The following is a 12993-nucleotide window of genomic DNA, read 5'->3' as shown; positions in this document are numbered from 1 at the left end:
ATTGGTGTGCAAGAGACAAAATGACATAACGCACAGCCTGACTGTCAGGCGGATTCTGGCGGGGCGGAAGCAAAGGCAAAAGGCAGGGAGTCGATAAGGAGTTCAGGGACAAACTCAGGGGCAGGTATCGAAATACCATGGCCCTGAATGGAAGGTGTTCTACATCAAGCCGGGCTCTTTATTCTCCCATTAGTTTTCGCACTACTACATTGCTGATGGCGGTGGCGACTTCTGGCTCGAGGCCGACTGGGGGATGAAGGGTCAGCTTGACCAGGTGTTGTCGTTGCAAGGCTTCTATTTGCTCTGGCACATCCTGACGCAAGTGGCGGCCAGCAGCAAAAAACAACGGCAATATATCAATGTGAGTGACGCCGTCATTGGACAGGGTAGCAATCATATTCTCGAGGGAAGGTTCAGCCAGCTCCATATAGGCCAGCTGTATCTGATTGGGTTTGGCCATGCCTGCGCAAATATTCCCTGTCAGCTGTTCAAAAGGCTTGAGCCAGTTTGGATCGCTACTTCCGTGCGCCAATAAAATAGTGGCGTGGTTATTAGATCGGGTTTGCATAATGCAACCTCCTGATTGATAGCGAAATTCAATACAGACCATGTCCATAGAGCAAGGCCTTGTCGACGGCTCTGTCGCTTGGCCAAGCATCTTCTATATCCGCAGAATGTAACCAGTTTCTGCAGATTGCCAGAATTAGTTGCCGGTGAATGTGAAAATACTGTTTCAGTTTCTTTTCAGGAATGGCATATCACTGGTAGTGAACGATTAACTCCTTGTGAACAAGCACCGCCGTACATTGTACCGACTGGTCCGGGCTAAGGTGGCGGTGCTGGTTTATCTTATGCCATATCGGTCATGGGGAACGGCGATGTCATTTGTGAGGCGGTCGTCAAATACGCATGGCTGTCTGTGAGCAATTCCCCAGAGAGGGCGAATCTTTCAGCAATGCGGTGTGGTTGCTGTCATTCTGGATGGAGTCCGCCCATGTCAGCATCATCTCTGTTTATGCCAGCAACAATAATCATGCTGGGATTGGTGTTGTTTGGCTGTTTTTTGCATCCGCTTTTGATTTTGGCCTTGGATATACTATTGTATAAGTATTGTATATATAAATGTACTTGCTGATCACAAGGCAATTTCTCCGGAGTGAAGTATGAGCAAACGTATACTGATAACGGGTGGTAGCGGATTTATAGGCTCTCGCCTGGTGAACGGATGGCTCGCGGAAGGCTATGAGATTGCCGTATTGACCCGACGCCCTGACTGGGTGGTTAAACGATGGGCTGGTCGCGTGATGGCGGTGAATGATTTGTATCAGTTGGTTGGGCCCTTTGACTGGCTTGTCAATCTGGCGGGAGAGGGGATTGCCGACCAGCGCTGGAGCCACTCGCGCAAGCAGGCGTTGCGCGAGAGTCGCATCGGTGTGACCAATCGTCTGGCCGAGTGGGCAATACAAACCGGTCGGCGCTTTGATGTTGTGGCCAGTGGCTCAGCGATCGGGGTCTATGGTGCCCTGAGCGGAACTGCCGCCCAGCAGACCGTGGCTGAAACCAGCCCGGCAGGCGAAGATTTTGCCGCTCAGCTGTGTGCCGATTGGGAACAGGCTGCGCACCCTTTGTTTGCCTTGTCGCGGCGGTCGCTGATCTTGCGGACCGGTGTGGTGCTGGGAGAGCAGGGGGGCATGCTAAAGCGTTTGTGGACGCCATTTTCTCTGGGGCTGGGAGGACGTATTGGCTCCGGCGAACAGTATTTGTCCTGGATTCATATTGAGGATTATCTGGCAGCGCTGAACCATCTGCTGGCCTCGGAGGCAGAGGGGATTGTTAATATGACGGCGCCAGAGGCGGTGACAAACCGTGATTTTACCCGTGTGCTGGCGACTTGCCTGAAGCGTCCGGCACTGTTGCCCATGCCCGCAGCCGTGGCGCGTATCGTGTTTGGTGAGATGGCGGACCTGCTGCTCAAGGGGCAGCGAGTATTGCCTCTTCAGCTGCAGGAGCAGGCGTTTTCGTATCGGTACACTACACTATCTGAAGCATTGGCCAGTATTGGCCGTAATTGGACCCACTATCGTCAAGTCTAGAGGTTGACCGTGTTTGTGCCATGCCCGGATGCCCGGAATGACGTCAGTGAGTGTGATCCATTGGTATCCGCTTCGTTGTTTTGGCCAGGTTGGCACCGACACGTTTATTGGCCGCTGGTCAGCATTGACGCAGGATATATCATGAGTACAAGCCGCCAAACCATGGAACCTTACCTGTATGAATTTGGTCAGGAATACCGTATCAGCTACATCAATTTCTTGCGTGCCGGTGAGTTGACCGATGCGCGGCTGTTATTGGCGCTGGAGCGCGGTTGTGAGCGCCACTCCTTTGTTTTCTCGTTGCCCTTGTTTAATGACATAGAGAAGAGCCTGGTGGCCTGTCGCAGCCTGTATATTGCCGCCATCAAACATTCTCCCTTGTCCCCGTCTCAAGTAGAAGTGGGAGATGCTGAAGGTAAATTCGTTTATTTCACGGCCCATGCCGTTAGAGACATCACGCCCACCGCCTGACCTGAATTGCCTTGCCTGTTTTATCTCCAGAACAGTCTGATGGAACGATCATGGCTTTTTTCAGCCGTGCCATCAGGTTAGTCTAGCCTCCTTTCGAACCATGTACCGAGGCTGGATGTGACCGAGACCCTGTTTGAGCTTGCTGCATATAGTGTATTAACCCTGATGGGCCTGTTGGCGTTATTAGCGTTGCTGCTGGGCGCCTGGGTGATCTACGCCTGGGTGGTGGATGTGCGACAGACGCAGCACACAGTCCGGCGTAATTTCCCCGTGATTGGACGTTTCCGCTACTTGTTTGAACACCTGGGTGAGTTCTTTCGGCAATACTTTTTTGCCATGGATCGCGAGGAGATGCCGTTTAACCGGGCGGATCGTACCTGGGTATATCGCGCCGCCAAACAGGAAAGTACCACCATCGCCTTTGGTTCTACCCGTCGTCTGGATGTGCCGGGCACCGTTATCTTTGTCAACAGCCCGTTTCCGGCATTGAAGCAGGATTTTGCCAGCTCAGGCCCCTTGACCATTGGTGAGCATTGCCGCAGCCCCTATACCACCAGCTCACTGGTGAATATCTCGGGCATGAGTTTTGGTGCGCTGTCGAGTGTGGCAGTTACCGCCTTGTCCCGTGGCGCTGCCATGGCAGGTAGCTGGATGAATACCGGTGAAGGCGGTTTGTCTCCGTATCATCTGGAAGGCGGCTGTGATCTGGTGTTCCAGATCGGCACGGCCAAGTACGGTGTGCGGGATGAACGTGGCATGCTGGACGATACCAAGTTGAAGGCCATCGCCGAGCACTCACAGGTACGCATGTTTGAAATCAAGCTCAGTCAGGGGGCCAAGCCAGGCAAGGGGGGTATCTTGCCGGCTACCAAGGTGAATGAAGAGATTGCCCGTATTCGTCATATTCCCCTGCACGAAGCCTCAATAAGCCCCAATGGCCACCCGGAAATCCGCTCGGTTGATGACTTGCTCGATATGATAGGTCATGTGCGGGCGGTGACTGGCAAGCCGGTGGGCTTCAAGGTCGTACTGGGAGATATTGGCTGGATCCGGGACTTGTGTCGTGCCATCCAGTTGCGCGGCAAACAATCTGCGCCGGATTTTATCACTCTGGATGGTGCCGAAGGTGGCACGGGAGCGGCGCCCCAGTCGCTGATGGATTATATGGGGCTGCCTTTGAATCAGTCCTTGCCCATGCTGGTGGACACGCTGGATGAATTTCACTTGCGACCACGTATCCGGGTGATTGCTTCGGGCAAACTGATTACCCCGGACCGGGTCGCCTGGGCGTTATGTGTGGGCGCTGATTTTGTGGTATCAGCCCGAGGCTTTATGTTTGCTCTGGGCTGTATCCAGGCGTTGCAATGCAATAAAAACACTTGTCCCACTGGCATCACTACTCACAACAAGCATTTGCAGAGTGGTTTGGTACCTTCGGACAAGGCCGTCCGGGTACAGCACTTTGTCGAGAGTCTGGTACAGGAAGTCGGGGTTATCGCCCATTCCTGCGGTGTTGATGAACCGCGTGGCCTGAGTCGTCGACACGCCCGTATTGTGCAACCGGATGGTGAGGCTCGCTGTATGACGGATATTTATCAGCCCGTCTCTTTTCATCCGGGTAATGACCTGATGCCGGAAGACTGAGCCCCCGATCTGTCTGCTCGCTGTTACTGGCCGGTTCGATAACCAGCTCCCTATGGTCTGGTGATCGAAGGGCGAGTTGAGTGAAGTGCTCTTTACCGGTGCTCTTTGCCGGTGTTGGGATAGGGAAAATGCCATTGGCAAGGAAAGTGACATTTTGTTGATTTATATCACCTTGAGATTGTAATGATCGTCAAAAATCACAGTCATATGGCGCAATATGTTGAACCTCGTCGTAGTGGTACCGCGACGAAGTGACGGCTGCCTTGTGATATAGCCAGCCAGGGTCGGGCGGCTCTCTGGTGCGGGTGACGTACCGTATTACCGCATGAAATACCGTGACACTTCCGTGAAAGCAGTTTAATCCTGAGCGGGGTCAAGGTGATGTGTTTCAGGCCCGTCATGATGATGTCCCCAGAGATATTGTCCTGGTGACAACTATATCTGTTGGTAATACATACCCGCCCCTTGGTGGGCAGGGTTCAGGAGGTTGGAAATGGGTTCAGACAGTACGTCCTATCGTTCGATTGTTGCGATTGTGGGGGATCTGGTGCGGTTGCGCGTTGCAACCCCTGAATCAGGTAAATCAACCCGGGTGCGGCTGGATGACCTGGCCGTACTGGTCAGTGGGGATGGCACCACCCGCCGTCTGGCGCAAGTGATCGACATCCGCGATGAGCAAGTCTCGATGCAGGTGTTTGATGGCACCAAAGGGCTGGCGACCGATGCCAGTGTGCAATTCCTGGGTCATCCGATGCAGGTGACTTACTCCGCCAATATTCTCGGGCGTATCTTTGATGGTCGCGGCAAGCCGATGGATCATGGCCCGGCGCTCGATTTTGACAGCCAGGTCGAGATCGGCGGACCAACCGTCAACCCGATGCGACGGGTGCTGGCATCCCGCATGATCCGTACGGGTGTTCCCATGATCGACCTGTTTAATTGCCTGGTCGAGAGTCAAAAAATTCCTGTTTTTTCCGTTTCTGGAGAACCATACAACGCCTTTCTTGGCCGTATTGGTACGCAGGCCGACGCCGACATTATCGTGTTTGGTGGTATGGGGTTGGGGTTTGACGACTTTTATTCATTCCGCCAGACCTTTGAAGATCAGGGTTCTTTTGCCCGTACCGTTATGTTTGTTAACCAGGCCTCGGATTCGATCGTCGAACGCTTGTTGGTGCCGGATATGGCGCTGGCTGTAGCGGAACGTTTTGCGGTGGAAGAAGGCAAACGGGTATTGGTGCTGCTGACCGATATGACCGCCTACGCCGATGCCCTGAAAGAAATCGGTATCGCCAATGAGCGGGTCCCCTCGAACCGTGGCTATATGGGGGATCTGTACTCACAGCTGGCCCGTCGCTACGAAAAAGCCTGTGATTATGCCAAGGGTGGATCGGTCACGATTCTTGCGGTTACAACCATGCCTGGCAACGACGTCAGCCACCCGGTACCGGACAACACAGGTTATATCACCGAAGGACAATTCTATTTGCACGATGGCCAGCTGGATCCGTTTGGTTCCTTGTCGCGCCTGAAACAGCTGGTGATCGGCAAACAAACCAGGGAAGACCACAGCCAGGTGATGAATACCATGATCCGGCTTTACTCCGGCGCCGTTGAAGCCGAACAGAAACAGGCCATGGCCTTTGATCTCAGTGATTACGATCAGCAGCTACTGCAATACGGGCAACTGTTTCGTCAGCATTTTATGTCTCTGGATGTGTCGATGCCGCTGGAACAGGCGCTGGACAAGGGGTGGCAGCTGATGGCGCAATGTTTCCGTGCCGAGCAATTGCTGATGAAGCCCGAACTGATCGACAAGTATTACCCGACCGAGATGGCGGGCAGCCTGGAGACGGTCTGATATGGCACGTTTGCTGTTGTCGAAGGCCACCTTGTCGGCCCAGCGGCAAAAGCTGGCGGCTTACCAGCGCTTTTTACCGGCACTGGATATGAAACGCCAGCAGCTGCAAGGAGCCATCAAGCAGGTGGAAGTGCAGCAGCAGGAGCTGGTACAGCAACGGCAGCAACTGGCACAACGTATTGGTGAACAGATGCCGATGCTGGCGGTTACCTCAATCGATTTAAAGGGATTATGCACCGTGCGGAGTTTACAGCTGCGGCGACGTAACATCGTCGGTGTCTGGATCAACGAGCTGGAGGCGATTGACTTTGATCTGGCCACCATTCCCCTGATGGCAAAACCGCACTGGGTTGCACCTCTGCAACAATGGTTACAGGAGGGCATGACTCTGGACGTCAAACACCAGTTGTTGCAGCAGCAACACCGCGTGATGGCGGCGGCTCTGCGCAAGGTGACCCAGCGGGTAAATCTGTTCGACAAGGTACTGATACCCGAGACCCGATCCAATATCCGCCGTATTGGTATCTATCTGGACGACAAGGACAGGGAGTCGGTAGTGACATCGAAAATAGCTAAAAACAAACGTCAGGCTGCGGGTGGATCATGACAATCGTCGCGTTAAAAAAAGTGGCCATCGCCGGGCGTGAAAAAGACAAGGAAGCGGTCATTGCCCGTTTGCAGGCATTTGGTCAGCTGCATCTGATTGATGGCCATGAGAGCGGCGAGGAAGTGCCGGAAGGGGTTCGTCATTTGAATCAGGCGATCCGTTTTCTGGAGCAAGGGGAAAGTCGCCGGCGGCCGTTAAAAAAATTTACCGGTTTTCATTTGCAACCGGTCGTTAATGAAGCCATTGACGTACAGCACCAGCTGCGGCAACTGGAAGACCAGCGTGACGAAGTCCAGGCCCGGATACAGCGGATGCTGCCCTGGGGCGAGTTTCATTTCCCCGACGACGCGTGGGTTAACCATGTACGGCTGTGGTTTTATTGCTTGCCTGTGAACAAGCGCAGCTGGCTGGATCGGCTCTACAAGGCCGGAGCGGCAATCCGGCTTCCTGACCAGAGCCAGAATCCGGATGATATTCATTGGGGTATCCCCTGGCAGCTGGTCGGCCGTGACAGCCGCCATCTTTATGTTGTCCTGTTATCTGCAACGGAACCACCATCGGCCTGCATGCCTGTGCCCCGGGAACATTTGGGTTCACGTACCCTGGAGCAGCTGACCGAAGCGTTGGAAACCATTGAGCAATCGCTCGATTCTCTGCAATCGCGACGGGAAGAATTAACCCGTTATCTGTTGTTGCTCAAACGTCATCAGGCAAGGACGCACAATCACACACTCTGGCGTCAGGTGGTGGATCGATTGTCCTCGGATGGCCAGGTGTTTACGCTGCTGGCCTGGGTGCCGGTATCTTCCTTGCCGGCGTTATCAACCCTGGCTCGGGAAACCGGTTTTGCCTTTGTTGCCAGTGACCCTGCCGCTGATGAATCCCCCCCTACCTTGTTGAAGCCGCTGGCGGGTTTTGCTGCTGGCGGGTTGCTGACCCGTTTTTATCAGTTACCGGCCTACCGTTCCTGGGATCCTTCCGTGCACCTGTATCTGTCGTTTATGGTCTTTTTTGCCATGATTCTGTCGGATGCCGGTTATGCCCTGGCATTGGGCGGGTTATTGGCGTTGCGCTGGAAAGCGATGGGTAAGAGTGAAACCGGTCGCGGTCTCCGCCAGCTGTTTTTGTCTCTGGTCGGGGCCGCGCTGGTATGGGGTGTTATGGCGGGCGAGTACTTCGGGGTGGAGTTGGCGGACGATAACTGGCTGACCAGTCTGGTGGTCATGGATATCGAGGATTACAACACCATGATGAAGGTATCGATCCTGACCGGGGTTGTGCATCTGCTGCTGGCGAATGCCAGCCTGGCCTGGCATCGCCGCCATGAACACTGGTTTGTGGTTAGCCGGGCGGGCTGGGCCGGGGTCGTACTACTGGGCTGCTGGGCCGGTTTTATTGGTATTTCGGCCACAGTAGTGGTGTTGGCGGTTGTCGCGGTGCTGGCCATTATGGTGGGTTCTGGCTGGGCCAGGCCGGTATCAGCCTCTGCCAGTCCGCTGCAACGAGGCGTACAGCGGCTATTGCGCGGGTTGATGGTGTTGCCGGGCCTGAGTCAGCTGTTTGGCGATGTGCTCAGTTATATGCGCCTGTTTGCGTTGGGGCTGGCGTCGGTATCACTGGCGCTGACATTTAATCAGCTGGCAGTACAGGTGATGGCTACCGAAGGTGGGCTGGCCTTGCTTGGTGGGGTGCTGATCTTGCTGTTGGGGCACGTAGTGAATATTGCTTTGGGAGTGATGAGTGGTGTTGTACACGGCCTGAGGCTGAATTTTATTGAATTTTACAACTGGGGCGAGCCGGGTGAAGGTTACGCTTTCCAGCCGTTTCAATTAAAGGAGTTGGAAGATGAATGAGCTGGTCATAAGCCTGGGCTGGATTGGAATGTTTTCTCCCATTGCACTGGGCTGTATGGGCAGTGTGATTGGCTGTGGTCTGGCTGGTCAGGCTGCCATTGGTGCCATGCTGGATACAGACAGTGGCCATGGGCGTTTTATCGGTTTGTCGGTGTTGCCGTCGTCGTTTGTGATTTATGGCATTGTCTTGCTGTTTACCTTGCAACGAGAGGTCGGTATTGAAAACGCTGCCGGGTTGTTTGGTATCGGACTATTATCCGGGCTGTCTTTGATGGTCGCCGGGATCTGGCAAGGACGAGCGTGTGCCGCTGCGATCAGTGCTTCAAAAGAGAAGCCGGAGATTTTTGGTATGTCGATTGCTCCGGCGGCCGTGGTTGAAGGTTTCGGTGTGTTTGTCTTTATTTTTGCGCTGGTGCTGTCGGGCGGTATTCCTGCTCTGGCGGCTCAGTAACAGGCTGATGGATGTTTATCTGTTGTTTGATAAACGGGTAAACGCAGGAGGAATTGGATGAAACAATCAGGCAGTGACGTCGTTTCCGCCGGGATTGACGAACTGGTTAGCCGTTTGCGTCAGGATGGCGTTGAGGCGGGGGAAACAGAAGCCGAGGCAATTCTGGCCGATGCCCGCCAACAGGCCGCGGCCTTGTTGGCTGATGCTCGCCAACAAGCCGACAAGCTGATTGCCGAGGCGAAAGAAGACGCCCGTCGTGAGCAGCAGGCCGCCAGTGAAGCCATGCAAATCGCCTTTCGGGATCTGGTTCTGGATATGAAATCCATGCTGGAGCAGCGTTTTTCAGCGGATGTTTCGCGCTTGGTGCGCCAGCAACTGGATCAGCCGCAACTGCTGGCCAAGCTGATACGGGCCGCCGCAGGACGGCTACTGGAGCAGGCCGAATTACCCGCCGAGAGTGAGCTGGATTTGCTGTTACCACCGCAGATACTGGCGCTGGATGATATTCGGCGATCACCGGAGTCCGCCATGCAAGGGCCGCTGGCCGATCTGGCTTTTGCGTTACAGATCGACATGCTGCGCGATGGTGTGACCCTGGCCGCCGGTTCGGCTGATCACCATGGTATTACGCTGGTACTGCGTGACGAGAAAATTGAAGTGGATCTCAGTGACCGGGCCATTGCCGGGTTGTTATTGGGTTATTTACAACCCAGATTTCGCGCCATTCTTGATGGCATTATTCGTTAGTTGTTGGTTGTTTGCACTAGGGGTCTGAATGGACTGGCGTGATCGCTACACCCTGTTGATGTCGAGTTTACCGGCCCATGAGCGCTGGGGAAGCCGTCATCAGACACCGCTTTCCCGCTTGAAACTGGAGCGCCGATTGCGACTGTTAAGTCAGCCGGATGCTGACCTGCTGGCACGTATTGAATCCTTGCTGCAATGGCGTGAACTTCCCATTACCAGCGATAACCAGCAACTGGTATTGCGGCAACGAAAACTGCTTGAGACGTTGCGGCATGACGATACCCGCCCTAGGGCCGAAGCAACGGCTCTGCTGGCGTTGATTCAGCAGCGGCTGGATGTCCGGACGCTGGTTGCCGCACTGTGGCGACGGGAGTATCAGCAGGACAACGATCCACCGCCATCCGGCCTTTGGAGTGTGAGTCGTTATCGTCAGACCATAGAGCAGTACTGGCATGAGCCAACGTTCCGACTGGAGGTCGCCCAGCCCTGGTTGCCACAAGCGCTGACCTGTATCCGCTCTCATCAACCCTGGGAGCTGGAACAGATGTTATTGCAGCATAACTGGATCCTGACCGGGCGCTACCTGTTGCCTGGAGACAACAGCCTGGTGGCTGTCGTGGCGTATGTCCTCAAATGGGACATGCTGGATCGTCGTATCGGTTATGACGCTACCCAGGCCCAGGCCCGTTTCAGTGACTGGGTGGCGGTGGACATTGCTGCGGTAACAGCCGTTGAGCCAGGCCCTCTTGACCCCAAAGCCAGTAGCAACTTTACCCAATCATCGACCATGGCCAGTGGAGCACCGTTATGACGATGGAGACAGCCGCAGAAAAGGCGGACTCAGGTCAGCAAGCAACAGCACGTATTGTCGCAGTACAGGATGATCTGGTGACAATAGAAAGCATCGAAACCGTCGCCGGGTCTGGAGACTACCGGCCATTGTCCAAAAATGAAGTGGTGTTTGTTTTGCCCGGCCGCCTGACCGCAGATGGCAGACAGGAATGGCTGAAAGCCGAAGTCCTGAGGATTCATGGCCGCCGGGCCGACGCGCAAGTTTACGAAAGCACCCGGGGTGTTGGTATTGGTGATCCGGTACTACAAACCGGAGAACTGTTGTCGGCTGAACTGGGTCCAGGTCTGCTGGGTATGGTCTACGACGGCTTGCAAAACCCGCTGGAGCAACTGGCGGCCAACTACGGCACTTTTTTGCCGCGGGGTGTGGATATTCGCGGTCTGGATCAGGCTCGACGCTGGTCCTTCAAGCCGCTGATCAAGGAAGGCGAGAAAGTCCGGGCGAGTGATATTGCCGGCGTGGTGGCAGAAGGACGGTTTGAGCACAAGATCATGGTGCCGTTTGACTGGCCAGGAGAATGGCAGCTGGATTGGATTCTGGAGGGCAGCTTCAGTGTTGCCGATCCGGTTGCCCGCCTGACGCCACTGTCGGCTGAAGGAGTGGCTGACCCGCATCGCAGTCGTAACCTGACCCTGAGTCAGCGCTGGCCGATTCGACTGCCGATTTCTCGTCGATTGATGGCGCTGGGAGAGGCGGAACGTCTCTATCCGAGCCAGCCGTTGTCGACCACCATTCGTCTGGTGGATACCTTTTTCCCCTTGGCCAAAGGTGGTACTGGTTGTATTCCGGGGCCATTTGGCGCAGGGAAGACCGTGCTGCAAGGGCTGATTTCCCGCTACTCCGATGTGGATATTGTGATCGTGGTGGCTTGTGGTGAGCGGGCCGGTGAGGTGGTTGAAACCATTCAGGAATTTCCCGGTATGACGGACCCCAAAACCGGCGGCAGCCTGATGGATAGAACCATTATTCTCTGCAATACCTCATCGATGCCGGTGGCTGCCCGGGAAGCCTCTATTTATATGGGTATCACTCTGGCGGAGTATTACCAGAGTATGGGTTATGACGTCTTGCTGATCGCCGATTCGACGTCGCGCTGGGCCCAGGCAATGCGGGAAACTTCCGGTCGGCTGGAAGAGATTCCAGGTGAGGAAGCCTTTCCGGCTTATCTGGACTCTTCGATTCGCAATATTTATGAGCGCGCTGGGGTGATTCGTCGTACCGATGGCGTTGAAGGTACCTTTACCATGGTAGGGACCGTCTCACCGGCTGGTGGTAACTTTGAAGAGCCAGTGACCCAATCCACGCTGGGGACGGTCAAAACCTTTCTGGGGCTGTCTGCGGATCGGGCTTATCGGCGCTTTTATCCCGCGGTTGACCCGTTGATTTCCTGGTCGCGTTACCTTAAACAGTTACAGCCCTGGTTTGATACCCATTTATCCCCGGGTTGGACGCGGCGGGTCGAAGTGTTGTCGGAACTGCTGGTACGAGGTGATGAAGTCAGCCGCATGATGCAGGTGACTGGTGAAGAGGGGGTAACGCTGGACGACTTTATCGTGCAACAGAAAGCGCTGCTGCTGGATATGGTGTATTTGCAGCAGGATGCCTTCGATGATGTGGATGTGTCGGTGCCGATGGATCGTCAGCAACGGTTGTTTGAATTGATGGAAGCCGTAGCGACTCATCAGCCGCAGATGGATGCGGATTCCGACTCACAAAGGAAAGCTGCGGTACGCACTTTCTACACACGCCTGACCGGCCTGTTCAAGAACCTCAACTACGCCGTGGACGGCTCTGGCGAATACAATCGTTTGCTGGAGACGATAACTGACCTGTTGGGGGCACCTGTTTAATCCTTACTCCGGGCTACTGGATGGTTTCGAATCACGAAGCCGACTTGCAGGCCTGACGGGTCAAGTCAAAAGTCGGGGTGCATTCGGTAGCCCCCGGCACCCTCTGTTTGAAATACGCCCCAGAGCGGAGAATAACCGGTCTGTTTTGCTGGGCTAATGCGCATAAAGATGTATAGCGCTCTGGTTGTTATTATGTTTTTGCTATTGGCGGCTTGTTATTTTAATGGCCTGCCATGATCTGTTCAGAATTAAACAGAATGAGATTGCGGAAAGATTATCAGGAAAAGTTATTGATATGGATTGGCCATTTCTTGCCATTGTTTATTGGTACTGTGTTTTTATCAGACCGTGCTGTTATTGATTATTCGTGCTGATAATTCACTAATCTCTCTTGTAGGAGAAGACTGCCCATATCAAGGATATTGAGACTGATCAAATAATAAACGTCTGTCAAAAAATAAGTCTGTGACGATAGTCTGAGCTGACAAAGGCCAGGCCTGCTGTATGAAATGATGGTGTGAAGACTGCTCTGCCCTGAGCCATAGGGCCAACAGCTCGCTGTG

11 protein-coding genes are annotated in these 12993 nt (G+C 54.4%); 10 read left to right on the top strand and 1 reads right to left on the bottom strand.

Features of this window, described 5'->3' with window-relative positions; genetic code table 11:
* Positions 1-178: 178 nt before the first annotated feature.
* The gene (locus Q8W24_RS06180; protein ID WP_305414539.1) at positions 179-568 is read right to left on the bottom strand and encodes a sirohydrochlorin chelatase; all 390 of its coding nucleotides are present in this window, start codon (positions 566-568) and stop codon (positions 179-181) included.
* A gap of 595 nt (positions 569-1163) precedes the next feature.
* Between Q8W24_RS06180 and Q8W24_RS06175 the strand changes: the two genes are divergently transcribed.
* From Q8W24_RS06175 to Q8W24_RS06130, 10 genes are all read left to right on the top strand, one after another.
* Entirely contained in the window at positions 1164-2093 is a 930-nt protein-coding gene (locus tag Q8W24_RS06175) for a TIGR01777 family oxidoreductase (RefSeq protein ID WP_305451685.1), read from the top strand.
* 141 nt (positions 2094-2234) lie between these two features.
* Positions 2235-2564, top strand: a complete 330-nt coding sequence (locus tag Q8W24_RS06170) for a hypothetical protein (RefSeq protein ID WP_303432088.1) — start codon at positions 2235-2237, stop codon at positions 2562-2564.
* A gap of 165 nt (positions 2565-2729) precedes the next feature.
* The gene (locus tag Q8W24_RS06165; protein ID WP_303432292.1) at positions 2730-4208 is read left to right on the top strand and encodes an FMN-binding glutamate synthase family protein; all 1479 of its coding nucleotides are present in this window, start codon (positions 2730-2732) and stop codon (positions 4206-4208) included.
* Between the two features lie 493 nt (positions 4209-4701).
* Positions 4702-6069, top strand: a complete 1368-nt coding sequence (locus Q8W24_RS06160) for a V-type ATP synthase subunit B (protein WP_305414541.1) — start codon at positions 4702-4704, stop codon at positions 6067-6069.
* A 1-nt stretch (position 6070) separates the two neighbouring features.
* Positions 6071-6676, top strand: a complete 606-nt coding sequence (locus Q8W24_RS06155) for a V-type ATP synthase subunit D (RefSeq protein WP_303432084.1) — start codon at positions 6071-6073, stop codon at positions 6674-6676.
* Complete coding sequence (locus Q8W24_RS06150) at positions 6673-8529, top strand: V-type ATP synthase subunit I (protein ID WP_305474750.1); 1857 nt, start codon at positions 6673-6675, stop codon at positions 8527-8529. Before Q8W24_RS06155 ends, Q8W24_RS06150 begins: the two co-directional genes overlap by 4 nt.
* The gene (locus Q8W24_RS06145; RefSeq protein WP_303432081.1) at positions 8522-8980 is read left to right on the top strand and encodes an ATP synthase subunit C; all 459 of its coding nucleotides are present in this window, start codon (positions 8522-8524) and stop codon (positions 8978-8980) included. The genes Q8W24_RS06150 and Q8W24_RS06145 overlap by 8 nt, the downstream gene beginning before the upstream one ends.
* Before the next feature lie 57 nt (positions 8981-9037).
* Complete coding sequence (locus Q8W24_RS06140; protein WP_303432080.1) at positions 9038-9727, top strand: HrpE/YscL family type III secretion apparatus protein; 690 nt, start codon at positions 9038-9040, stop codon at positions 9725-9727.
* Positions 9728-9755: 28 nt separating this feature from the next.
* Positions 9756-10538, top strand: a complete 783-nt coding sequence (locus Q8W24_RS06135) for a hypothetical protein (RefSeq protein WP_303432079.1) — start codon at positions 9756-9758, stop codon at positions 10536-10538.
* Positions 10535-12430 carry a V-type ATP synthase subunit A gene (locus Q8W24_RS06130; protein ID WP_305474749.1) on the top strand — a complete coding sequence of 632 codons (1896 nt, stop codon included), beginning with the start codon at positions 10535-10537 and terminating at the stop codon, positions 12428-12430. Before Q8W24_RS06135 ends, Q8W24_RS06130 begins: the two co-directional genes overlap by 4 nt.
* The last annotated feature ends 563 nt before the right edge of the window (positions 12431-12993 follow it).

Source organism: Oceanobacter sp. 4_MG-2023 (assembly GCF_030689165.1).
Taxonomy (GTDB): domain Bacteria; phylum Pseudomonadota; class Gammaproteobacteria; order Pseudomonadales; family Oceanobacteraceae; genus Oceanobacter.
Note: the sequence above shows the minus strand (reverse complement) of the source record. Positions and strands in the feature narration are given on the sequence as shown.

Coding starts and splice junctions, on each gene's coding strand:
- Q8W24_RS06135 (WP_303432079.1), top strand. CDS start 9,756: ATGGACTGGCGTGATCGCTACACCCTGTTGATGTCGAGTTTACCGGCC.
- Q8W24_RS06155 (WP_303432084.1), top strand. CDS start 6,071: ATGGCACGTTTGCTGTTGTCGAAGGCCACCTTGTCGGCCCAGCGGCAA.
- Q8W24_RS06140 (WP_303432080.1), top strand. CDS start 9,038: ATGAAACAATCAGGCAGTGACGTCGTTTCCGCCGGGATTGACGAACTG.
- Q8W24_RS06145 (WP_303432081.1), top strand. CDS start 8,522: ATGAATGAGCTGGTCATAAGCCTGGGCTGGATTGGAATGTTTTCTCCC.
- Q8W24_RS06160 (WP_305414541.1), top strand. CDS start 4,702: ATGGGTTCAGACAGTACGTCCTATCGTTCGATTGTTGCGATTGTGGGG.
- Q8W24_RS06180 (WP_305414539.1), bottom strand. CDS start 568: ATGCAAACCCGATCTAATAACCACGCCACTATTTTATTGGCGCACGGA.
- Q8W24_RS06130 (WP_305474749.1), top strand. CDS start 10,535: ATGACGATGGAGACAGCCGCAGAAAAGGCGGACTCAGGTCAGCAAGCA.
- Q8W24_RS06170 (WP_303432088.1), top strand. CDS start 2,235: ATGAGTACAAGCCGCCAAACCATGGAACCTTACCTGTATGAATTTGGT.
- Q8W24_RS06165 (WP_303432292.1), top strand. CDS start 2,730: ATGGGCCTGTTGGCGTTATTAGCGTTGCTGCTGGGCGCCTGGGTGATC.
- Q8W24_RS06175 (WP_305451685.1), top strand. CDS start 1,164: ATGAGCAAACGTATACTGATAACGGGTGGTAGCGGATTTATAGGCTCT.
- Q8W24_RS06150 (WP_305474750.1), top strand. CDS start 6,673: ATGACAATCGTCGCGTTAAAAAAAGTGGCCATCGCCGGGCGTGAAAAA.